22 protein-coding genes are annotated in these 23,226 nt (G+C 51.8%); 5 read left to right on the forward strand and 17 right to left on the reverse strand.

Going from position 1 to position 23,226, the window contains the following annotated elements:
• Positions 1-49 precede the first annotated feature (49 nt).
• The 3 genes from IDAT_RS12935 to IDAT_RS03155 all read left to right on the forward strand — a co-directional run bounded on the left by IDAT_RS12935 (position 50) and on the right by IDAT_RS03155 (position 1,840).
• On the forward strand, positions 50-547 hold the full coding sequence (locus IDAT_RS12935) for a hypothetical protein (protein WP_051986535.1): 498 nt from the start codon (positions 50-52) through the stop codon (positions 545-547).
• A 30-nt stretch (positions 548-577) separates the two neighbouring features.
• Positions 578-898 carry a hypothetical protein gene (locus IDAT_RS03150; RefSeq protein ID WP_034730431.1) on the forward strand — a complete coding sequence of 107 codons (321 nt, stop codon included), beginning with the start codon at positions 578-580 and terminating at the stop codon, positions 896-898.
• A gap of 114 nt (positions 899-1,012) precedes the next feature.
• The gene (locus tag IDAT_RS03155; protein ID WP_034730434.1) at positions 1,013-1,840 is read left to right on the forward strand and encodes a MipA/OmpV family protein; all 828 of its coding nucleotides are present in this window, start codon (positions 1,013-1,015) and stop codon (positions 1,838-1,840) included.
• Here IDAT_RS03155 and IDAT_RS03160 read toward each other — a convergent pair.
• The 11 genes from IDAT_RS03160 to pilM all read right to left on the reverse strand — a co-directional run bounded on the left by IDAT_RS03160 (position 1,811) and on the right by pilM (position 11,691).
• Positions 1,811-3,043, reverse strand: coding sequence for a BaiN/RdsA family NAD(P)/FAD-dependent oxidoreductase (locus IDAT_RS03160; RefSeq protein WP_051986536.1), 1,233 nt, complete (start codon positions 3,041-3,043; stop codon positions 1,811-1,813). The two genes, IDAT_RS03155 and IDAT_RS03160, sit on opposite strands and share 30 nt — an antisense overlap.
• Positions 3,040-3,720 carry a class I SAM-dependent methyltransferase gene (locus tag IDAT_RS03165; RefSeq protein WP_051986537.1) on the reverse strand — a complete coding sequence of 227 codons (681 nt, stop codon included), beginning with the start codon at positions 3,718-3,720 and terminating at the stop codon, positions 3,040-3,042. Before IDAT_RS03165 ends, IDAT_RS03160 begins: the two co-directional genes overlap by 4 nt.
• Positions 3,717-4,175: a GNAT family N-acetyltransferase gene (locus IDAT_RS03170; protein ID WP_244441590.1), complete on the reverse strand. Its 459-nt coding sequence runs from the start codon at positions 4,173-4,175 to the stop codon at positions 3,717-3,719. The genes IDAT_RS03165 and IDAT_RS03170 overlap by 4 nt, the downstream gene beginning before the upstream one ends.
• Positions 4,172-5,047 carry a Dam family site-specific DNA-(adenine-N6)-methyltransferase gene (locus tag IDAT_RS03175; RefSeq protein WP_034730435.1) on the reverse strand — a complete coding sequence of 292 codons (876 nt, stop codon included), beginning with the start codon at positions 5,045-5,047 and terminating at the stop codon, positions 4,172-4,174. The genes IDAT_RS03170 and IDAT_RS03175 overlap by 4 nt, the downstream gene beginning before the upstream one ends.
• A gap of 16 nt (positions 5,048-5,063) precedes the next feature.
• Positions 5,064-6,170, reverse strand: a complete 1,107-nt coding sequence (gene aroB / locus IDAT_RS03180) for a 3-dehydroquinate synthase (RefSeq protein ID WP_034730437.1) — start codon at positions 6,168-6,170, stop codon at positions 5,064-5,066.
• A 15-nt stretch (positions 6,171-6,185) separates the two neighbouring features.
• Positions 6,186-6,704 carry a shikimate kinase AroK gene (gene aroK / locus IDAT_RS03185; RefSeq protein ID WP_034730440.1) on the reverse strand — a complete coding sequence of 173 codons (519 nt, stop codon included), beginning with the start codon at positions 6,702-6,704 and terminating at the stop codon, positions 6,186-6,188.
• A 122-nt stretch (positions 6,705-6,826) separates the two neighbouring features.
• The gene (locus tag IDAT_RS03190; protein WP_051986538.1) at positions 6,827-8,926 is read right to left on the reverse strand and encodes a type IV pilus secretin PilQ; all 2,100 of its coding nucleotides are present in this window, start codon (positions 8,924-8,926) and stop codon (positions 6,827-6,829) included.
• The gene (locus tag IDAT_RS03195) at positions 8,923-9,465 is read right to left on the reverse strand and encodes a pilus assembly protein PilP (protein WP_051986539.1); all 543 of its coding nucleotides are present in this window, start codon (positions 9,463-9,465) and stop codon (positions 8,923-8,925) included. The genes IDAT_RS03190 and IDAT_RS03195 overlap by 4 nt, the downstream gene beginning before the upstream one ends.
• Complete coding sequence (locus IDAT_RS03200) at positions 9,462-10,043, reverse strand: type IV pilus inner membrane component PilO (protein ID WP_034730442.1); 582 nt, start codon at positions 10,041-10,043, stop codon at positions 9,462-9,464. The genes IDAT_RS03195 and IDAT_RS03200 overlap by 4 nt, the downstream gene beginning before the upstream one ends.
• Positions 10,040-10,633, reverse strand: coding sequence for a PilN domain-containing protein (locus tag IDAT_RS03205; RefSeq protein WP_051986540.1), 594 nt, complete (start codon positions 10,631-10,633; stop codon positions 10,040-10,042). The genes IDAT_RS03200 and IDAT_RS03205 overlap by 4 nt, the downstream gene beginning before the upstream one ends.
• Positions 10,621-11,691, reverse strand: coding sequence for a type IV pilus biogenesis protein PilM (gene pilM, locus IDAT_RS03210; protein WP_034730443.1), 1,071 nt, complete (start codon positions 11,689-11,691; stop codon positions 10,621-10,623). The genes IDAT_RS03205 and pilM overlap by 13 nt, the downstream gene beginning before the upstream one ends.
• A gap of 217 nt (positions 11,692-11,908) precedes the next feature.
• On the opposite strand from pilM, the gene IDAT_RS03215 reads away from it, so the two are divergent.
• Positions 11,909-14,371, forward strand: a complete 2,463-nt coding sequence (locus IDAT_RS03215; protein ID WP_034730444.1) for a penicillin-binding protein 1A — start codon at positions 11,909-11,911, stop codon at positions 14,369-14,371.
• A gap of 4 nt (positions 14,372-14,375) precedes the next feature.
• On the opposite strand, the gene metL is transcribed toward IDAT_RS03215, so the two are convergent.
• Complete coding sequence (gene metL / locus IDAT_RS03220) at positions 14,376-16,829, reverse strand: bifunctional aspartate kinase/homoserine dehydrogenase II (protein WP_211250574.1); 2,454 nt, start codon at positions 16,827-16,829, stop codon at positions 14,376-14,378.
• A gap of 199 nt (positions 16,830-17,028) precedes the next feature.
• On the opposite strand from metL, the gene metJ reads away from it, so the two are divergent.
• Positions 17,029-17,349, forward strand: a complete 321-nt coding sequence (metJ, locus tag IDAT_RS03225; RefSeq protein ID WP_034730445.1) for a met regulon transcriptional regulator MetJ — start codon at positions 17,029-17,031, stop codon at positions 17,347-17,349.
• A 1-nt stretch (position 17,350) separates the two neighbouring features.
• Here metJ and argH read toward each other — a convergent pair whose 3' ends face one another.
• From argH to argC, 5 genes are read right to left on the reverse strand one after another with little or no spacing between them, the layout of a single operon-like run.
• The gene (argH, locus tag IDAT_RS03230; protein ID WP_034730446.1) at positions 17,351-19,192 is read right to left on the reverse strand and encodes an argininosuccinate lyase; all 1,842 of its coding nucleotides are present in this window, start codon (positions 19,190-19,192) and stop codon (positions 17,351-17,353) included.
• The gene (locus IDAT_RS03235) at positions 19,189-20,418 is read right to left on the reverse strand and encodes an argininosuccinate synthase (protein WP_034730447.1); all 1,230 of its coding nucleotides are present in this window, start codon (positions 20,416-20,418) and stop codon (positions 19,189-19,191) included. Before IDAT_RS03235 ends, argH begins: the two co-directional genes overlap by 4 nt.
• Positions 20,415-21,329, reverse strand: coding sequence for an ornithine carbamoyltransferase (gene argF / locus IDAT_RS03240; RefSeq protein ID WP_034730449.1), 915 nt, complete (start codon positions 21,327-21,329; stop codon positions 20,415-20,417). Before argF ends, IDAT_RS03235 begins: the two co-directional genes overlap by 4 nt.
• Positions 21,330-21,386: 57 nt before the next feature.
• Positions 21,387-22,154 (reverse strand): acetylglutamate kinase, encoded by a 768-nt coding sequence (gene argB / locus IDAT_RS03245; RefSeq protein ID WP_034730451.1) that lies wholly within the window; start codon positions 22,152-22,154, stop codon positions 21,387-21,389.
• Positions 22,151-23,170, reverse strand: coding sequence for an N-acetyl-gamma-glutamyl-phosphate reductase (gene argC / locus IDAT_RS03250; RefSeq protein ID WP_034730794.1), 1,020 nt, complete (start codon positions 23,168-23,170; stop codon positions 22,151-22,153). The genes argB and argC overlap by 4 nt, the downstream gene beginning before the upstream one ends.
• Between the last annotated feature and the right edge of the window lie 56 nt (positions 23,171-23,226).

Consider the following 23,226-nt stretch of genomic DNA (forward strand, 5'->3'; position numbering starts at 1 on the left):
TAACTTAGGCACCAAGCATAACAATAACATCACAATCAAAGGATACCATGTGAACCATTTAACCGCGGCCACTCTTTTCTCTGTCTTGTTAACTGCAGCACCAGCAACTGCGCAAATCGGCGATGACGAAGTCACTTACGATGTGCGCGTCAAAGAAGCACTTGATGCAGTGGGTCTGAATTACGAGATTGATGAGGATAATGACTTTAAACTGGTGATCGAATTTGACGATGACCGCTCGCATGTCGTTTATGTCAGTAGCGAAACCTACCGTCTTGAAGATCTGGAGATTCGTGAAGTATGGTCCGTCGGTCACTTGCAGAAGATGCCATTTGATCGCCAGCTCGGTGAAGATTTTCTGCTACGCAGCGCGCAAGTACGCTTAGGCGGCTGGGAATTGCAGCAGTGGGGCGACGATTATGTGGCGATTTTCCGGGCCCAAATGTCCGCGCAGTCGACCGGTGATGCGCTCTATACTGCTATTAGTGCAGTGGCCGCAACCGCTGACGAAGTTGAAGAAGAACTGGTGGGCACCGACGAACTCTAATCTGCCGTATGGCAACCTAAGGAAACCACAATGAAAAAATTAACTACCTTTGCCGTGCTTGCCTGTTTGGCGCTCGGTCTCACCGCGTGTTCAACAGCAACACCTGAAGAACAAGCGCTGCAGGCGATGAGCGAATTTGCCAATGAGCTAGAAAGCTTGGCACAGCAGGACAAAATCTGCGAGTCAGAAGTCACTGCGGTGAGCGAAGCTTTCGAAGCCAAACTGCCCGCCGAAGACAGCAATGTCGAAACCGATATGACTGCCGAGCAACAAGAGCAACTTGAGAGTCTCACCATGCGCATCGCTCAATCGATGTTTGGCATGATGATGAAAGTCGATAGCGGTTGTTAATCAACCGCTTTGGCAAAAAAACTTTACTCTACCTAGATCCTCCCACAGCGATGTTAAGTACTATACTCAGAATTTGAGGAAGCACTTTCATCACCTCATCTGGGGAGTTTTTATATGAAAAAATCTACTGGCTTATTGTTGGCGCTTGCGCTCAATGGACTTGCTATTCCAGCCGTATTTGCGCAGGAAGAGCAAATTGAGTTAGTGCCTTTACCTTCGATCGATGACTTTACCCGCGGTGAGGACGGCTGGGCCTTCGCACTCGGCGCCGGTATTGAATATGAAGCAGCTTACGAGGGTTCGGACGAGTTTGGTTTTGAGCCAGATCCTGCGGGTGGCATTCAATGGCGCAGTGGTGACAATATTTTCTACTTTGCTGGCGAAGCTATTGGTTGGCGCGGCTTGCGCGATGATGTCTGGTTACTTGAGGCCACCATCGGCTTTGAGGAAGGGCGCGAAGAAGGTGATTCGGATGACGGCTACTTGGATGGACTTGGCGATTCGGACGAAGGTACTGAGTTGGTCCTTCAAGCGCGTCGTGCCTTCGATGCTGACTGGCGCTACTGGCTAGACGGCCGTGTGGTTACGGGAGAAAACGGTAACCTTGGTATCTTCGGGGTTGGCACCCGCTTTGGTGCGCAACAAGACGGTAGTGGTTCTGAGCTTGCGCTGGTTGCGGTGTATCACGATAGCGAGCTGGCCAACAAAGACTTTGGCATTACGGCAGAGCAAGCAGTGGCCTCTGGTTTGGCCGAGACCAACATGAGTGGTGGCTTCCGCTCGGTAGGCGTGCACTACAACTATAAAAAGTATATCAACGACAACTGGCGCATTTACGTCGAAGCGCTCTACGAGCACTACAGCAGCGACGTGCAAGACAGTCCAATTGCGCGTAGCGATTACGAAGCAGAACTAGGTATCGGCTTTATTTACGTGTTCTAACTTGCTTTCAGCAGCATTGCTCAGTGCTTGCGCGCAGGCGTAAGCACTGGCCCACGCCCATTGAAAGTTGTAGCCACCAAGCCAACCAGTCACATCGACCACTTCACCGATAAAGTACAACCCAGCTTGTTTTTGACTCGCCATGGTTTTCGAGCTGAGTTCGGTAGTGTCAACGCCCCCTAGTGTCACTTCCGCCGTGCGATAGCCTTCAGTGCCATTTGGCTGCACCGGCCATGCTGAGAGCGTTTCGGCGATGTCATCGAATAGTGCATTACTGCAGTCAGCGAGCTTTTTGTCAGGCCACTGCTGGGTTGCCACTAAAGCGTTGGCGAAGCGTTTCGGCAGCCATTGCTGCAATGCGGTATGCAAACCAAGTTTGGGGCGTTCTTGGCGTAAGCTTTGAAGTTCGTCGCGCACTTGAACTTCGGGGAGTAAATCAACCTTAAACTGTTCACCCGGCAACCAGTAGGATGATAGCTGCAGCATCGCTGGGCCACTTAGTCCCCGATGGGTGAAGAGCATGGCTTCTTTAAAACTGGCGCGCGCGTTACTCGCCACCACATCCACCGCTAGCCCCGAGAGCTCGCTGTAAGCTTGTTTATCGTGATCATGCAGGGTAAAGGGCACCAGTCCGGCGCGCACTGGCAAAACAGTATGGCCGAACTGCTCCGCGATTTGATAGCCCAGTGGTGTGGCACCGAGCTTCGGCATCGACAAACCACCACAAGCAACGACGAGTTGCGGCGCCTGTAACGGCCCCTGCGACGTTGTTAGCTGATAGACCTGCCCATCGTATTCAAGCTGTTGAATCTCGGTGCGTAGCTGTACTCGTGCGCCGTACTGGCTGCATTCATCAAGCAGCATGCGGACGATCTGCTTGGCGGAGTCATCGCAAAACAGCTGTCCGAGGGTTTTCTCGTGATAGGCAATGCCGTGTTTCTCGACCAGCGCGATAAAGTCCCACTGGGTATAGCGACTGAGTGCCGATTTACAAAAATGTGGATTACTCGACAAATAATTTTCAGGGCTGGCGTAAAGGTTGGTGAAATTACAGCGACCGCCACCAGAAATAAGAATTTTTTTGCCCGCTTGCTTGGCGTGGTCAACGACGATGACCTTCAGGCCGCGCGCCGCAGCCTGCCAAGCACAATGCAAGCCGGCGGCACCGGCACCAATGATGATGACATCGAACGCTTGGCTCATGACTGCACTCTCGCAGCATCGACGCCATCGGCACATAAATAAACATCAAAGCGATGCTTCTTACTGACGATTTGATGGTCTGGCTTACGCTGCGCCAAAAAATCCGCATGTTGTGGACGTTTCACTGCCACCCGCTGACGGGCAATGCGCAGTGCAGGCGCGAGCAGTTCATCGGCATCTAAGTCGGCACCGACCAACTGTTGGAACATTTGCATATCTTTTTTAACTGCGGCTTTTTGCTTGCGATCACCTTTTGGGTACATCGGGTCGAGATACACCACATCAAAGCTTTTGGCTGGCGCTTGGGCCAGTTCTGCAAATTCAGCTAAGCGCAACTGTTCAGTAAATTCGGGGGCTTGCGTATACAAGCGCTGTAGCGCATCGGCTAATAATTCGCGCACCATCGGCTGGCGCTCATTCAAGGTAACCTTGGCACCGAGCGAGACCAATACCCAGGCATCGCGAGCAAGCCCAGCAGTGGCGTCTAACAGCGTGAGATTTTTATGCTTGTGCAGGCCGCAGGCGCGGGCAATGGCTTCGTCTTTCAGGTTCGCTTGTTGACCACGAAATGCTTGCTTGCCCGCCAAAAAGTCGATAATCAAAGGTTTCATTGTGGGCTGTTCTAACCACACCAAGCCGAGTCCTGCAGGTGTTTGTTGCAAAGCAAAGGAGCTCACGTCGAGCGCTCCATATCGACATGGGGAATGTCGTCTTCAAGGTACTCATCACTGATTTCAACAAAGCCAAAAGAGCGGTAGAAATCGCGTAAGTAGACTTGTGCCCCAAGGCGGATGGGATGCCGCGGAGCTTGCTGTTGACACCATGCGATAGCACGGCGCATGAGTTCACGCCCGAGACCTTGGCGGCGGACTTTGCCAGCACTGATCACACGCCCGATACGGCTATAGTTCGCGGTGGCGCTGGGTAAAAACAAGCGTGCATAAGCGACCATGTCGCCATTGGCATCGGTTGCCCATAAATGAAACGCTTGGTCATCAGCACCATCGGCGTCTTGATAGGGGCAGGTCTGCTCGACCACGAAAACCGCTTGGCGCAATTGCAATAATTGGTAAAGCTCGCGGGTGCTCAGCTCCGCAAATGACTTCAAGGTCCAGTTCAACGTTTGACTCATAGCGCTAGCTTCCGTTTGGCTTGTGCCAGCGATACCACGTTTGCGGCGCGTGCATAAGGCGCATAGAGCGCCAGTACTTCCGCGACCTTACCGCGGCTATCGCCTTTGGGACTGATAAAGCGTGACACTTGTAGGGTTTGTAAGTCGGCGTCCGCGTACAATAAGCGCGTCAAATCGGTATCGTGGTTACTGATTAATACTGGAATACCACGTTTGTGGGCGGCATGCGCTGCACGGCGTGCGAGTTCATGCTGTTGATCGAGACTAAAGCCGGTGGCCGCGTAGCTGGTAAAGTTTGCTGTTGCAGTTAACGGTGCATAAGGCGGATCGCAATACACCACAGCGCCTTTGCGAGCGCGCCGAAAGACCTTTTCAAAACTCATGCAGGTAAATGTCGCTTTTTGTGCTTTTTCGGCAAAAGTTTCAATTTCTTGCTGCGGAAAATAGGGCTTGCGGTATTGCCCAAAGGGTACATTGAATTGACCTGACCGATTGTAGCGGCACAAGCCATTGTAGCCGTGGCGATTGAGGTATAAAAACAGCAGCGAACGCTGATACACATCGGCACTTTCGTTAAATTGCTGACGCAACGCGTAGTACGCATTGTCGTTATTGTTGGCATCGACAAAAAACTTGCGCGCATCATTGATAAAGGTTTGCGGACGGCGTTTGATAGTTTTGAACAAGCCAATGAGGTCAGGATTAATATCGTTCAAAACGTAGCTAGGGTAATCAGTATTGAGAAATACCGAACCGGCACCTACAAAGGGTTCTACCAACTTATCGCCCTCAGGCAAGAGAGCGGTAATCGGTTCGATCAAGCTAAATTTGCCGCCTGCCCATTTCAAAAAGGCGCGATTTTTTTTCGTCACAGATAGTGGTCCAAGCTTAGCTAGAAGTTGATGTCAGCGCGCTAATGGCGGTCCAAACAGGCTGCCAATCAGTAATAGTGCGTACCTCGGCGTGGCCAATGCGGGTTGGCAGTACCAAGCGGATACGCCCAGCTTGTACCTTTTTATCACGTTGCATGCGCGCTTGCCACTGGCTTTCGCTTAGATGTGGCGCCTGCGTAGGCAAGCCGAATGCGCTGAGTAAATGGCAGATACGCTCGACTTCCGCGCTGCTGAGCTCGCTCTGTTGCAGCATAAAGTGCGCAGCAATAGCAGTGCCTGCGGCGACAGCTTCACCGTGGCGCCAACTAGCGTAGCATTCGGCTTCAATGGCGTGACCAAAAGTATGGCCGAGGTTAAGCAGAGCGCGAATGCCGTGCTCATGCTCGTCGGCCGCAACAATCTCAGCTTTGATTTCACAAGACCGCGCAATGGCATAGGCTAACGCCTGTGGCTCGCGGGCATTTAACGGTTGCTGGTTGGCTTCGAGCCACGCAAAAAAGTCGGCGTCGTAAACGATGCCGTATTTGACGATTTCGGCAAGTCCACAGGCATAGTCGCGGTCACTAAGGGTTAGCAAACAGTCGTGACTGATCACCACTGCTTGTGGTTGGTAAAACGCGCCAACTAAGTTTTTGCCACCAGGATGGTTGATAGCGGTCTTGCCACCCACAGAGGAGTCTACTTGTGCCAATAAAGTGGTCGGGATTTGATAGAACGCGACGCCGCGTTGAAAAGTTGCCGCAACAAAGCCCGCCAAGTCTCCTACAACGCCGCCACCGAGAGCAATCACCGCGCAGTCACGGTTGAAACTCGCGTTGATCAGGGTGTCCATGACTAAGCCGTAATTTTCTAGGCTTTTGCCATGCTCGCCATCGGGGATCTCATGCACGATAACCTTGCATGATGCAGGCAAGGCATCACGCACGGTCGCTAAATAATGGGAAGCGACTAGGGCATTGGTAATAATGCAGATTTGCTGAGGGAGTCGTGGTAAAAGGTCAGCAAGCTGAGACAGCAACTGCTGACCGATAAAAATGGGATAACTGCGTTCGGCAAGACCAACTTGAATACGGTGTGAAATAGCCTCAGGGTTGGCTTGCATTGGTAAACTCCGCGGTTAAAGCCCCACTTGCTCGATAATTTTATCGACCACAAACTTAGCATTCTGCTCGTCAGTACGCACTACGACATCAGCAATCTCTTCGTACAGAGGATTACGGATAGCGGCGAGCTCTTCAAGCACTGCACGAGGGTCCTCTGCTTCGGCAATCAAAGGCCGACGTTTGTCGCGTTGCGTGCGTGCCAGTTGTTTTTCGATAGGCGTTTGCAGGTAAACCACAATGCCGCGTGCCGACAAGCGATTGCGACTTTCTTTGCTCAAAATTGAGCCGCCGCCAGTTGCCAAGACAATACCAGTATTCTCGGTTAGCTCTTCGATAACTTTTTCTTCACGCGCACGAAAGCCTTCTTCACCCTCCAATTCGAAGACCCACGCAATATCTGCACCGGTGCGGCGTTCAATTTCGGTATCGGAATCGAAGAATTCTAGATGAAGTTGTCGAGCAAGTTGTCGACCAATGGTACTTTTGCCGGCCCCCATAGGACCCACTAAGAAAATGTTACGTTTTTCAGCCATATCTTTGCTTTACATCACTCGTTAACAGCTGTGACTCACGGAATCCGGAGTGTCTTTAGACCTTCCTTAACCCAACCAAAAAGAGGCGGGATTATCGCAAGTCACAGCCATTTAGGCAAGGACTAAGGCGTCGACATTACAATTCGTGGCGTTACGAAAATCAATAATTCACGTTTTTCATGAATTTGACTGTCGTTACGGAACAATACGCCAACATATGGAATATCGCCAAGTACTGGCACTTTAGTGATGTCATTGAGAATTTGCTGCTGGTAGATGCCACCAAGCACAATGGTTTCACCGTTTTCGACGAGCACTTGTGTACCGATCTCTTGAGTATCGATGGACACTGCAGGACCTGTCGGTGTTTGCACGGTTTCGCCACGGGTATTCTGGGTGATCACCAAGTCCATGATCACGCGATTATCAGGCGTGATTTGCGGCGTCACTTCTAACCCTAACACGGCCTTTTTGAACTGAACTGAAGTCGCACCAGAAGATGCACTCTCTACATATGGAATTTCCGTACCTTGTTCAATGTAGGCTTTTTTCTGGTTGGCTGTAGTGATGCGCGGACTCGCTATCACTTCACCTTTGTTCTCCCGCTCTATTGCCGATAGTTCCAGGTCAAGTAAGCGACCGTCTGCCAACTTAGCGATTTGGAAGCCAATGGTTGCGCCTGGGTTGGTCACCGGTAAATTCACGTTGAAGTCACCGCCGGTCTCGGTATCTGAACCCCACAGGTCAGGCCCATCGATATTCGGATTGGTCAGGCCCCAATTAATACCGAGCTCATCGCTGATGTTGTCACGAACGGTCACCATACGAGCCTCAATTACCACTTGCTTGACCGCCACATCGAGCGTTTTGACCATCGATTCAACTTCTTCAATTTGTCTCGGTGTGTCGCGGACCAGCAAGGTGTTGGTGCGCTCATCAACGGTTACCGCGCCGCGCTCAGACAATAAATCAGAGCTTTCGGTGCGCAAAATAGCGGCAATGTCAGCAGCTTTTGCGTAATTGATCTGAATATAAGCACTCTCAAGCGGTGCCAGCTGTGATAGACGTTGCTTAGCTTCTAACTCTTGCGCTTCGCGTTCAGCTAACTCTTCTGAAGGGGCAACAATCAGAATATTGCTATCCATGCGGCTGGATAACCCTTTCACACGCAAAATGGTATTTAATGCACGCTGCCAAGGAACATTCTCTAGGCGCAAGGTTATGTTGCCGGATACCGATTCACTCGCGACCAAGTTCAAATTGTTCTCGTTCGCCAAAATTTGCAGCAACTGGCGCACCGGAACGTCTTGGAAATTGAGTGAGATAGGACGTTGCGAACCGTCATTTTCAACCACTTCAACGGGTTCAGCGAATTTCAAATTCAAATGCCCATCAATTTGCTCCAATTGATGCTGGAATGGTCCTTTACCGGTGATGGTGATCACCGCATCGGCGCCTTCACGGAAGGTCTCAATATGGGCGATAGGGGTGGCAAATTGACTCACATCAAGCACATAGAGCAGTTCATCATCGATGTCAGTGTCATACAGCGTCAGTTCTAGACGATTCCCACGCACACGTGCTTCATGATCAATACTGTCATCGCTAAGGTTGACCCGTAGCAAGGCAACGTCATCCGGCAAGCGGGTAAAATCGATATCGGTGATGCTGGGTAAATCGCTGTCATTACTCGCACTAGTGGTAACGACAGCCGGTTGTTGGGGTGCTTGTGATTGTTCAGGAGCCTCAGTCACAGCCGCCATTTCGGGTTCGGTACTGGCAGCTTCAGGTTCAGTTGTGGTGACCGGCGCAGGTTCAACGGCGGTATCCGCGTACGTCTGTTCTTTGCCTGAATCGACAAATACCAGCACCATTACGCCTTCATAGCGGCTCATTAAATGCTCTAACGGTTTGGTCGTGGTGACACGTAGCAAAGTGTCTTCACGTTGTTGTTGGAGCTCAACGTTACGCAACAAGGGATGGTCAGCAAGGCTTTGTACGCCGTTACTGAGGTCGTTAGCAGTACCGAGCAACAAGAATTCGTGCACCAACGGGTTGTCACTACGTCGCACCACGGGAGCTTGCACCGCTTCAGCGAAATGCACCTCAAGGTTGAAGCGATCATTTGCCAACGGAATTTGTTCGATACGTACTAGCTCATTTGCGCTGGCCATCACTGGCAGCAGCAGCGCTAGCATGATGAAACGAATAGCGTACGTCATAGATCTGAACTCCCTTGTGTACCCGGTAGGCGCAGTGCGGTTTCGCGTTGTTGCCAACAACCATCACCGGCTGGAACCCATTCAGTTATCATTATGAAATCTGGGTTAATTTGTGAAACTTGTCCTAGATTGAGCCCGATGTAGGCTCCCATTGCGACGCGATATAGACGCCCTTGGTTGGTGCTGAGCAAGGCGACTTGGCCATCGGCGTTGGTTTCCATAGTGCCAACCAGCGTGAACTGATCTAGCCCCAGCGACTCCAACTCGGCGCGCGGGCGCTCGAGATTAGGTTGTGGACACCCTGGGGTGTTTTGACCAGGCTCTGGCGCATTGAGGCGCGCAGGCTCGAACGGATTACGGTAATTGGTACCGGTGTACTCAACACGTGTGAGTTCTGGCAGTGAGGGCAGCGGCGGTACACTAGGCACAGATTCTGCACGCACTTGCTCGGTATAGGCAACCAGATCTTGGTTACCGCTTTGTCCGCAACCAATCAACACGAATGCAGCAGCGATTGAGAGGGTGAAACGATAACTCATGGTTCTGCCCTCAAGGTTTGTTGCCGATAGGTCTCAGCAGTCACATTCAAGCGCAATTCTGAGGTTAAATCTTCGCGTTCTAAGGTGAAATCTTTGACGCTGATAATCCGATGTAAACCAGCGATTTGTCCAATAAATTGACCGATCTGATGATAACCGCCTTGCAAATCAAAGCGCATCGGTAGCGCGGTGTAGAACTCACGCGGCTGAGACGGTAGCCACTCAATGCGATCGAAGTCCAGCCCGCTGCGGGTGCCGACCAAGGTAATATCGTCAAGTAAACGAGCCGTTTCATCATCGTTTGGCAACATGTCCAACAACACCTCAAGGTCTTTGTTAAGTTGCTCGAACTGCTCGCGGTAAACCGGTAAATTGACCGCCGACTGATATTTGATTTGGTAATCTTGTTTCAATTGGGATTCTTTGGCTTGTTCACGCTTGTAAGCAGCCCATTCATCAGCAAGCAAGAAGTGGTAGCCTAAGCCGACACACACGACAATGAGCAAAATCAGTGCACCAAAGCGGAAGGGTGCAGGCCAAAACGGAATTTCATTAATGTCTAATTCGCGAAGGTTCATGCGCCACCTCCTGCAGCTTCATCATCAGTCATTTCTTCAGCCGGTTGCCAGAGTTGTACACTGAGACTGAAAGCACTGTATTCAGTCGGGCCAGCTTCACCGTCCGCGTCATTTTCAATTTCACGTAACATCGGGTTACGGAAGACTTCCGATGTACTCATCGCTCGCAAAAACTCTGATACGCGATTATTGGAAACGCTGCGGCCGCGCATGTTCAAGACATTGCCACGTTTTTCTAGAGTCAAAATGTGCACGCCATCGGGTGTTAGCTCAGATAACTCGTTGAGCATTCGAATGGCCGTGTTGCGGTCGCGATGCAGCGACTGAATGAGTTCCATACGATTGATAATTTCGTCTTTCTTCTTATTAATTTCCTGAATCTCTGCGATTTGCTCATCGAGTATGGCGATTTGCGCTTCTAAATACTGATTTCGCGCGCGCTGTTCTTGTTGGTAGTCTTTAATCACGGTATAGGCTGAGAATAGCAACCCAGCCGCAATGGCCAGTGCGACGAAGGCTTTGATACCAAACGCTTGCTTGGCGCGTTGACGTGCTATTTCACGCCATGGGAGCAGGTTTACGTGTGCCATGGTGTGAAACTCCGTAACGCGAGCCCAAGGGCCTCAACAAAGCGCGGTCCATGTGACTGTAAATGCGAGTATTTGTCCGGCAATGGGAAGTGCTCGAAAGGGTTTAAGCTAATGACTGGATAGTCGACTTGTTCACTCATCGCTTGCACGACCATCGGCAGCATAGCGCCACTATTGATCAGGAGCACGCCGGCAAAATCCTTTTTCGGCGAGTTACTGCGATAAATCTGAATACCGCGGCTGACTTTGGCCCATAAGTTGCCCAGAAAATCCTGCACCACCAGCGGCGAGAACTCTTCGACTTCGTCAGAGCGTAGCTTGGCAAATAATTCACCGTGGTCAACTTTGCCTTCGCCGTCCAGCGCACTGAATAACTGGCCAAGCCCGCCACTCTGATAGCGCGTAAATAGGACCTCACCGCCGCCAATGACAATGGTTTGTACCGCGGCGCTGCTAATATCGAGAACTAACAATGGCAACTTGTTGTCATACAGGTCAGGGTAAAGATGTGGCATGACATGGTCGCAAGTGCGCAAAATGGCTTGGTTATCAACATCCATGATACGTACTTTAAAGCCGGCTTCTTCCAGTGCTTGTACCCGCGTGTCGACACTCATGGTCCGCGTCGCGGTCACCAGTACACGCTGTTGGCCTGGCATGGTCGGATGTTCGCCGAGACTTTCGAAGTCGTAACGAACTTCAGCTAGGGGGAAAGGAATTAGCGCTTCAGCTTCAGTCTCAATTTTTTCTGAGATGGCTTCGTCATCGAGGTCGATGCCTACCGCGATTTGCTTGGAAATCGCTTGGCTCCCAGAGACTGAGCCAACAACATCCACGGTACGCGAACTCAGTGACTTGCGCGTCTGCTTGAGCGCGCGAGCAAGTTTCTCTATGTCGGTAATTTCATCGTCGGTAATCAGATTCTTCGGCAACTGGGTTTCAGCTGCACGCACAATCTCGTACGTATCCCCTTGGGCTACGAGTTCGATTGCCTTGATTGCGTCTGTTCCGATATCGATGCCTAGACCAGGCTTTTTACCTAGACCAAACAGCCCCATAATGTTCTCCCGATGGGAATTGAAAATGGCTTATAATTTATTGTTCTTAGTTGCCACATGCTGCGCACGTCATAGTGTAAGATTTACGCAAAGAGTCTAGCAGACAGTGTTAACGCGTAGGAATCTTAACGTATCGCTTTATAATAAGACGCAGTCTATAGCAATTCCTAACTATTTGTTTACAAGATAGCACCAGATCCAAAAAAGGATAAATTTTGTGAAAATCCTGAAGTGGTTAATGTATAGCCTATTTATAGCAATTGTTCTAGGGGGAATTACAGTTGCTAGCATGTATTGGTACTTCGAAGATGAACTACCAAGCGTGGCTGAATTGCGCGATGTGCGCTTGCAAACCCCGATGCAAGTCTACTCAAGCGATGGTGAATTGATCGCGCAATTCGGTGAAATTCGGCGTATTCCGGTAGCCCTAGAGGATGTGCCGCAGCCCTTAATTGACGCGTTCTTAGCGACCGAAGACCAGCGTTTTTATCAGCATTGGGGCATCGACCCTATTGGCGTGATGCGTGCGTTTGTTGACTTAGTTGTCACCGGTGAAATTCAAGGCGGTGGTAGTACTATAACGCAACAGTTGGCCCGAAATTTCTACCTTACTTTTGAGCAAACGTGGACGCGAAAAATAAAAGAGGCATTTATTGCCTTGCGGCTCGAAAGTGAACTCGAAAAAGATGAAATTCTTGAGTTGTATCTGAACAAAATTACCTTCGGCCATCGCGCACATGGTGTCGGCGCTGCCGCCCAAGTCTATTACGGCAAAGAATTGCAAGATTTAACGCTAGCGCAAATGGCAATGATTGCCGGCTTACCGAAAGCACCGTCAACCATGAACCCGATTTCTAACCCAGCGCGTGCTGAAGAGCGCCGCGCGGTGGTGCTCGGGCGGATGCTGGCCGAAGATAAAATTACCGAAGCTGACTATCAGGCAGCGCTAGCAGAACCGATTCGCACGCGCCTGCACGGTGCAGAAGTGACTATGAGCGCGCCTTATCTTGCTGAAATGGTGCGCGCCGAAATGGTCGCGCGCTATGGCGAAGAAACGGCCTATAACAGCGGCCTTAAAGTTTATGTGACAGCGAGTGCACAACAGCAACGGGCGGCGCAAAAAGCGGTCCAGAACAATTTGCACAACTACGATGAACGCCATGGTTTCCGTGGGGTGGAAGCACAACTCTGGCAAGCAGAGAGCGACAGCATGCCAGCGCGTGAGGAACTGCTTGAGCAATTGGAGAACTTTGAGCGGATTGGTTTGACGCTGCCAGCAGTGGTGCTTGCCACCACCGAGCAAGACGCGCAATTGTTGTTTGCGGACGGCACTGAGGCAACCTTACCATGGGCTGGCATGGCTTGGGCGCGTCCTTACATTAATCCCGAACGCCAGGGCAATGCGCCAAGCACGGTTGCCGATATTTTTACCGTAGGCGCTGTAGTTCGCGTGCGCGAAACGGACAAAGGTTGGCGCCTTGCTCAAGTTCCAGAACCAAGTGCGGCGGTTGTTGCGCTGCGTCCGAACGACGGCGGTATCGCCGCGGCAGTGGGTGGTTATAGCTTTAAAGTGAGTCAATACAACCGCGCAGTGCAGGCTGAGCGACAAGTGGGGTCGAATATTAAACCCTTCATTTATTCGGCGGCGCTGGATAATGGCTTTACACTGGCGACCCTAGTGAATGATGCGCCCATCAACCAGTGGAACCCAGGCAGCGGTATTGCTTGGCGGCCACGCAACTCGCCTGATGTTTACGATGGTCCGATACGTGTGCGCCAAGCGCTTGCGAAATCGAAAAACGTGGTATCGGTACGCCTGTTGCGAGCTATGGGGATCGAAACTGTGGTGCAGCATTTGACCAAGTTTGGTTTCGATTATGACGAATTGCCGCGCAATGAATCCTTATCGCTAGGTTCGTCGTCCATGACACCGCTGGAAGTTGCGCGTGGTTATGCTGTTTTTGCCAATGGCGGTTACTTAGTCGAACCTTATTTCATTGAACGCATTGTCGATGATAGCGATACCGAAATTTACCGCGCGCGGCCGAAAGTTGCCTGTATTGAGTGTGAACCAGAAGATCGTGATGTGGTGCAGGCACCACAAGTGATCTCTGAACAAAATGCCTTCTTGGTGACGCAAGCGATGAATTCAGCGGTCTGGGGCGGCGGTAGCTGGGCCCACAAAACCGGTTGGAATGGTACCGCGTGGCGGATTCAGCGCTCGGACATCATTATTGATAAGGCTGGGCGCAACATTGTCGGTAAGACCGGTACCACCAACGATGTCAAAGATACCTGGTTCTCCGGCTATGTATCGGGTTTAGTGGCTACCGGCTGGGTAGGTTTCGATAACCTCGAGCGCGCGCTTGGCAGTACCACCATGAACAGCAATCTTGATAGTTCCGAACAAGCGATAAGCGGCACCGAAGCCGGTGCGAAAACGGCCCTGCCAATGTGGATTGAGTTTATGGAGGGAGCGATTTCACAAGTCGCAGCCGAGCCATTCGAAGTGCCTCCGGGCCTTGTTATGGCGCGCATCGATCTGGCAACCGGCAAGTTGAGCCGAGCCAATGACTACACCACACGTTTTGAGTATTTTTTGCCGGGTACGGCGCCAAAAGAATACGTTGATGACAAGTCGTCACCAACCGTGTTCGGTGATGACGACTCGATTTTCTAAACCTTTATTTGGCTTTTGCGAGGCGGCTTAGCAGTTGGTTCAAATCTGACTGCACGCCGCCAGCGGTGACTTCTTTACCAGCACCCGGGCCACTGATAACGAGCGGCATTTCGTGATACCAATCGGTATAAATCACGAAAATATTTTCGCCCGGGATCAAGTTCGCCAACATGTCACCTTCAGGGATGTACTCGATACCGACCCGTGCCCGAACGGTATCGTCGTCTTGCACGGCAAAACTAGCGAGCAACCGCGGCACTTTGCCGGTTTTTTGCGCATCGGCGTAGAGATCTTGCATGCCTTCATCAATTTCCGGTAAGCGCTGCATGAACTCATCGAGCGGGATCTCGGCGAGGTGTTCCGGCAGCAGACTGTCAACATCGATGTCTTTCCAGTCCAAACGCAAACCAATTTCGCGGGCGAGGATCAGCAGTTTGCGGATAATATCTTGACACGATAAGTCTTCCCGCGGATCCGGTTCCGTCAGGCCGCGTTGTTTGGCGTCACGCACCAGGTCGCTAAAGTTTACTTCGCTATTAAAGTTCTCAAACAACCACGACATGGTACCCGAGAAAATACCCGAAATACTGCGAATGGTGTCGCCCGAGTTACGCAAGTCATTGAGGGCATAATTCAGCGGTAAGCCTGCGCCGACGGTAGTGTTGTAGTACCACTCGCGCTGATACTCTTGCTGAATCGTACGAATTTCACTGTATTGGCTTTCGTTCGATGCGCCGGCGCGCTTGTTGGCACTAATGATGTGCAAACCGTTCGCGAAAAAGCTCGGATACAACTGTGCCACCGCGATGGCATCGGTCAAATCGAGCATCACCAGCTCATCATATGGTGCGTTCGGCAATTCAGGGATCAGCTGACTCATTTCGTACGGTCGCGCCAAACGTTCAAATTGATCTTGCCAGTCGGTCAAATCAAGGCCGTTGTAGTCGAGCCACATCTGCGTCGAGTTGAGAATACCGATAATGCGTACATCCATTTGCTCGTTGATGCGTTCGCGCAAGCGGCGATACAGCGACAGCCAAGCGCTACCGATATTACCGCGGCCGACCACCAGTACGCCAAGGCTACGGCGGTGATTAAACAACTGACTGTGAATACGGTTCAGTAGGCGATTGTCGAGCTTCTGTTCAAGAATCGCGACCACCGCATTATTGTCAGGCGTCAACGCCAAGCGCCGCAGCGCCTGTTCGCTAACTTCTTGTTTAAACACACCGAACTGTTCGGTTTCCTGAATTCGATTGCCGACCAACGCCAACATCGCATACCCGGTCAGTTGGCTCGCGTTATTTTTGCTATCGACCTGTTCCAACCAAGCGGTCATATAGTCCTGGTGGTTCTGGTGATAGGCATAGTAGGCCTGATGCTGGGCAATTTCGTTCCAGCTAATCAGCGGTGTCAAATCAAGCTCTTCAAAGGCCTCAATGAGCTTGGCATCGCGCAAGTCGACGCGGAACAAAACAACGTCGGCAAGCGCAGTAAGCACTTTGCCGGTGGGCTCGGTATCTTCATACTGACCGATACGCGTTTGTTGGTTCTCGACTTTTAGGCTCGAGCGTACGGCTATGACCATGCGCTCACGATTCACCGGTTGAAAGGTGCGCGGGTGCAACACAGGGCTGCCCAAACGGGCCAGTTCTTCGGCCTCGCGCCAATCGAGAATAGGTAAGCTAACGACGCGCTCAACCTTGCGTGGATCGGCGGAATAAACGCCGGCGACGTCTTTCCAAATAGTGACTTGCTTCGAATCAATCAGGCTGCCAACCAAGGTGGCGGAATAGTCACTGCCATTACGACCAAGAATCAATGAGCGGCCGTTGGGGTCGCTACAAATAAAGCCGGTGACAATAAAGCGGGTGCCAGCATGCGGGGCGATGCGATTCAATAGGCCTTCACGCGAAATTTCAACGCGAATTAATGGCTCCGGCGCGTCATCCGCGACCAAGAAGCTGCGTGCATCGATGTAATCAGCACGAATGCCTTGTTGTTGCAGCAGTGCGGCGAGAAGGCGTGCCGACCATAATTCACCATAGGACAGTAATTCTGGTCGATTTTTGATCTCTTCGCCACCGGCTAGCCAGTTCCACCAGCGGCTGAAGTCCTGTTTAGACGCCTCCATGACACTGGTTAAGATATCACCGCTTAGTAAATCGGTAATCAAGCCGTGTTGATACTTCTCTAGCTGTTTCAACAACACTTCAGCCATACCGAAGTCGTCAGTTTCATCGCCTTCTTCTTTGGCGTCAATGATCGCCAAAATACGGTTGGTGGTATCGCCAGCGGCAGACACTACGACCAAATCACTAGCCCCAGCATATTCAGTAACGATGCGGGCAACGCGACGATAACAATAGGCATCAGCGAGGCTGCTACCCCCGAATTTGTGAACCTGTACCTGTTCGGCAACGGCTTCGATTTGTGCGGTTGAAACCTCTAAAGTCATGATGCGTCTGCGTTCTCCAGTATGCGAGTATCAAAGTATAAAAGTTGCGATTATACGGTGAGCGAACTGTGCAATAAAGCGTCTTGACCCAAGGTTAGCAGAATTAAGCCGTATAGACAGCTAAGCGTATAAAGTTGACGGAATGTTTTTGCACGGTACAATTCACTGGTGTACACAATAACAACAGCAGGGGCGCAAAATGGAGTGGGATGGCGAGTATATCTATCCGTATGTAGAACACGGACAAAAAAGTGAGAAGGTAAAGAAGATTACCGTCTCAATTCCTACCCGTGTACTGAAAGTGCTGACCGACGAGCGCACCCGTCGGCAAGTCAAGAACTTACGTCATGCCACCAACAGCGAATTGCTCTGCGAGGCGTTTTTACATGCCTTCACTGGGCAACCGCTGCCGGAAGATGACGATTTACGCAAAGACAATCCACACAAAATTCCAGCCTCGGTACGCGACGAATTAAAGCGTCGCGGCTTGCCGATTCCAGCGGACGACGAGCTCGAGTAACCTAGAGCAGATACTCGAGCGCGGTTTCGTCGCAGTTATCTTTGCGTGGACACAATTCGCAGTCTTTCATGACTTTTTCTGGCAGCTTATCTTTGACCGTCAGGCGGAAGTTAAGCTTGCCAAAAAATTCGGGTACGCGGGTCAGGACGATGGTTCGCGTAATCCCCAGTTCACGGGCTTTCCATAGCAAAAACGCCACTAATTCAGCCCCCATGCCTTTACCTTGCGCCTGCGGGAACAAACCCAGACTGCGAATTTCTGCTAAGCCGGTGCTGTACACGTAAAGTGCGGCACAACCTACCACCTCATCGTCAATTTCCGCTACCGCAAAGCTCTGGATCGCTTGCAACACATCGGCTTTATCGCGCGGCAAGTTTTCGCCTTGCGCCGCCCAGTAAGCAATCAATTCACAGATCTTATCGGCGTCGCTCAAGCGTGCTTGGCGCACGTGTTTGCTGGCGGCCTCTGCGGCATGCAACCAATCGTTGGCATGTTTTAATGCGGTTTTAATCGCACTTGGCGCGGTACCGCCGATTGCGCGACGTTGCTCTAGTCCGTAATCAAGTTCGAGGAACGCGTAGACATCTGGCTCGATTAAGTCAGAAAAGCCACGTAACGTGTCGATATCGAGATCTTCAAGGGGCTGCCCTTGCTGCTGGGCGAAGAGCACGGCTTGACCGGTAACATGGTGGGCGTCGCGGAACGGCATGCCTTTGCTGACCAGGTAGTCGGCAAACTCGGTGGCGTTGCTGTAACCCAACTGGGCTTGTTGCTTGGCATGGGCCTCGTTGACGCTGAGTTCCGGCATGGCAAAAGCCAGCATCTGCAAACACTGTTGATAAGTTTGCAGGGCATCAAACAAACCTTCTTTGTCTTCTTGCATGTCTTTGTTGTAAGCCAGTGGCAAGCCTTTCAAAGTGGTTTGTAGGGCATGCTGTTGACCCAATACGCGACCGGTTTTGCCGCGCAGTAATTCGAATAAATCGGGGTTCTTTTTCTGCGGCATCAGTGACGAGCCGCTGCTAATCCGGTCACTCATGGCAAAACAGCCCGACTCGCCAGAGCAATAGAAGATCACGTCTTCGGCAATGCGTGACAAGTGCAACATGCCAGTGGCTGCGCAGTGCAAAATATCCAACGCGAAATCACGGTCGGAAACGCCATCGAGACTATTTTCGCTGGCAAAGCGAAATCCTAGTTCGTGCGCTAAAGCTTCCCGGTCGATAGCCGCGGTGGTACCTGCCAGTGCACCGCTACCGAGCGGGCACACATCGGCACGCTTACGCATTTCTTTTAGTCGGCTAACATCGCGCTGCAGCATCTGCACATACGCCAAAGCCCAATGCCCTGCCATGATCGGTTGCGCCCGTTGTAAATGTGTATAGCCAGGTAAAGGCGCTGCTTGGTAGCGCTCCGCGAACAGCAGCAACTGCTGAATGGCCGCGAGGTTGGCATTAATTAACTGTTCGCAGGTTGCCTTACAAAACAAGCGCAGGTCGGTTGCGACTAAATCGTTGCGGCTGCGTCCGGTATGCAGACGTTTGGCGGTGGCACCGATTTTGTCGATCAACTGGGCTTCGACCCAACTATGAATGTCTTCTGCGTCACTTTTGAGCGGTAGTTCTGGATTGGCTTGCACGGCTTTTAGCAAGTCGCCCAAGGCGTCGTGCAACTGCTGTTGCTCAGCGCTGGTGAGGAGCCCAGCCTGTTGCAAGCTCTTCGCCCATGCTTGCGACGCTTGAATATCAAACGGCGCAAGGACGTAATCGAAACGCAGCGAATCATTAAACTGTTTGAACTCAGCAGCACTGGGTGCGCTGAAGCGTCCACCCCATAAACTCATGACGATGCCTCATCGGATTGCTGGTGTAGAGCGCGGATCCGCGCCGCTAGACTGTACAGCCGGATAAAACCTTCCGCATGCTGTTGATTATAGACTTCGTCTTCGTCAAAAGTAGCAAAGGCATTCGAATAGAGGCTATTCGGTGAACGTTTCTGAGTCACTGTGACTTGGCCTTTATAGAGCTTAACTACGATGTCGCCGGTCAGTGGTTCGGCCAACTTGTGTGCTGCCGCGAGCATGATTTCGCGCAGCGGCGTAAACCAGCGCCCATCATAGAGCAGCTGGGCAAACTCGTTGCCTAAACGGATGCGATAATCTTGCGTGGTGCGGTCAAGTACCAGACTCTCAAGCCCTTGCAGTGCCGCGAACAGCACAGCGCCAGCAGGGGTTTCGTAGCAGCCCCGCGATTTCATCCCGACCAAACGGTTTTCCACCATATCTAAACGGCCAACGCCATGGGCGCCTGCTACCTTGTTGAGCGCTTCGATAGCGCCGACCGGCTCGATAGCCTCACCATTGAGTGCCACCCATTCGCCCTGCTTAAATGACAAGGTTAGATATTCAGGGGTATTCGGCGCAGCTTCAGGTTCCGCAGTCCAGGTCCATACTTGCGCTGTAGGTGCATTCCACGGATCTTCTAGCTCACCACCCTCGGTAGAAATGTGCCATAAATTAGCATCACGGCTGTAAATTTTGGTCGCTGATGCGCTGCAAGGAATATTGCGCTCAGCCAAATAGGCTAATAATTGTGGACGACTGCGCATGCTCCACTCCCGCCAAGGCGCAATCACGTGCAAATCAGGTGCTAACGCGGCGAAGGCTGACTCGAAGCGGACTTGGTCGTTGCCTTTACCGGTGCAACCATGGGCAAGGGCATCGGCGCCGACGGCGCGCGCCACTGCCACTTGTGCTTCGGCAATGATCGGCCGCGCCAAGGCGGTCCCAAGCAAGTACTGACCTTCATAAATAGCGCCGGTTTTGAGTGTCGGAAAGATCACGTCATTCACGAATTTTTCTTTTAAGTCAACGATGTGACAGCTACTCGCGCCTGACGCAATGGCTTTTTCTTCAACTCCAGCGAGCTCTTCGTCACCTTGGCCTACATCGGCGACAAAGGCGACCACCTCGCAGTCATAATTTTCTTTTAACCACGGCACAATCGCCGAAGTATCAAGACCACCTGAGTAGGCCAAAACAACTTTTTCTACAGATTTTTGCGTGCTCATGCGGTCACTCCAGCAATTAATTCAACTAAAACGGCATTTTGTGCGTGTAAACGGTTTTCGGCTTGATGCAGTACCAAGGACTGCGGGCCATCAATGACTTCGGCCGTGACTTCACGGCCACGATAAGCTGGCAAGCAGTGCATAAAGTACTTAGCACCCAACTGCTGCATTAAATCTTGATTCACCTGAAACGGTGCGAAGTCATGCATGACCTGATTGGTGTCACGTTGTTGCCCCATCGAGAACCAAGTATCGGTATAAATAGCATCAGATTGTTGCAACTGTTTGAAATCGTGATGCAGGGTCACACTACCGCCATTGGCAGCGGCGACTTGTTGTGCTTGGGCCAGCAAATCAGCGCGGGGTTCATAGCCTTCTGGCGTCACGACTTGTAGGGTCATACCCGCGGCGGCGGCGGCCGCCATCAGCGCATGGCAAACGTTGGCACCGTCGCCGATATAGGTCAGAGTGACTTTGCTCAGGTCGCCGAGTTGCTCTTTAAGCGTCAGCAAATCCGCTAAAGCTTGGCACGGATGACACTCATCGCTTAACGCATTGATGACCGGCTTACCCGATGCGGCAGCAAGTTCATCGAGGGTTGCTTGCGAATAGACACGAGCGACAATAGCATCGTGCCACAGCGCAAGATTTGCGCCGACATCGCTGGCTGGCTCACGTTCACCCATCAAGTTAGCGGCTTCCAAATAAATACTGTGACCGCCCAAGCGGTTAATGCCAGCGGCGAAGCTAGCGCGGGTGCGTAACGACGGCTTCTCAAATACCAAGGCGATACTCTTGCCTTGTAAATAATGCTGCCACGCGCTAGGCCGCTGCTTTATGGTCTGCGCCAAATCTAATAAGTGGGCAACCTGTGCGCTATCAAGTGAGCGCATCGTTAATAAATCATGCATGGGTTCTTTCCAAATTAAATAAATTGCGAATCCTGAAGTCAGGAACGACTCGGCGAATTAGTTGCGAATGCGGGTACCGGCAGCTTCACCCTTTGCCAATCGGGTCAGCGCGTTGGCGTCTTGCCAACCGGCCACCGCGATGCTTCGTCGCGATGTTCGGGCTGCCAGTAGTGCCGCTTCAAGCTTCACCACCATGCCGTCCCGTACAACGTTGTCGGCGATGAGTTGGGGCGCATCAGCGGCACAAATGTGTTCGATGAGATTGCCATTGGCATCAAGAATGCCAGGCACATCGGTGAGTAGAATCAAGTCAGCGCCAAGCACCTGCGCGACTACCGCAGCGGCAAGGTCAGCATTGACGTTAAGGCGTTGACCGTCAGCACTGGCTCCGAGTGAGCTGACAATGGGTAAATAATCTTGATCGAGCAGCAGTTGCAACAAACGACTATCACCGGGCTGCGGAATACCCACCGCGCCGCGTGCACTGTCAACGGTGCACACCGCGGTGCCCCCCGCCTGCAAGGTGAGGCCGACCGCCCGTAAGCCCAAAGTTTGCGCCAAGCAGCACAATTGGCTGTTGATATCGCCTGCCAGCACGCCTGCCACAATTGGAATATGGGCGGCTGGCGTCACGCGCTGTCCAGCGGTTTTGCTCGAGCTTTCGCCCAGTTGCGTGAGCAAGGCTTGAACTTGATCACCGCCACCGTGCACCAGCACCAATGGACGTAGCGCCGCCAAGCGTTGCACGGTGTGCATTAATTGCTGCAATGATTGCGTATCGGTGAGTACCCGACCGCCTACTTTAACCACCAGCGGCGTACTCATAGCACCGCTCCTACCTGCAGCAAACCAGTAGTGCTAGGCAGACTAAAATACTGATTCGCCAGTTGCAGCGCCTGCGCCGCCGCCCCTTTGAGTAAGTTATCGATGGCCACACAGATAATCAGCTGTTGTTGATGCTGCTTATAGTAAATATCGCAAAACGGTGTGCCCGCCACTTGTTGAATACTCGGTGGCTTTTGCACCATACGCACCAAAGGTTGGTCGGCATAACAGGCGGCGTAGCTATCTTCAATAGCGCTGGCGCGCACCTCGTCTTTCAACTGCAAATAAATCGTTGCCAAAATACCGCGCATAAAGTTGCCAAGATGGGGCACAAATAGCACGTCGCGACCCACAGCCTGGGCGATCTCTGGCTGATGGCGATGACTTGCAACACCATAAGCCTGCAAGCTGACTTCACAGAAGCTGGTGTGCGGCTGTGCTTTGCGTCCCGCGCCAGAAACACCACTGACAGCGTTCACAATCGGCACACAGTTATCACTGAGTAATTGACGAATGGGACGTATCGCTAGTGCTGCTGCGGTAGGGTAGCAACCCGGTACGGCAATTAACGGCTCGTGACCATTTAATTGCGAAAATTCGGCCAAACCATAAGGCACGGTTTGTGACAACTTGGGTTGAGCAAAGCCATAAGCTTCTTGATGTACGGCAGGATTCTTCAGTCGGAATGCACCGGATAGATCGAAGACCACGATGCCTTGCGCCACGAGTAAGGGGGCAAGTTCGGCGCTAGCTTCGTGGGGCAGCGCCAAAAAAGCCACCCGAACCTGTTGTGCGAGTTGCGGCAACAGGTCCGAGTGCCAAGCTTGCAGAAGAACATCACAACGTCCTTGTAACTGCGGATACAGGGCGCTAATGGGTTCTGCTTCACGTGCGCTGGAGCCAAATGCATAGGCCAACGAAAAATTTGGATGATTATGCAATAACCATAAAAGCTCAACGCCACTATAGCCACTTGCTCCAAATACAGCGCATTGTATGGTTTCTTGCTTCGTCATTTCCATTCAGTTGTTGGCTTAAAAACAACTGAATTATAGTGAATAGAAATTCACAA

Source organism: Pseudidiomarina atlantica, from assembly GCF_000753735.1.
GTDB lineage: Bacteria > Pseudomonadota > Gammaproteobacteria > Enterobacterales > Alteromonadaceae > Pseudidiomarina > Pseudidiomarina atlantica.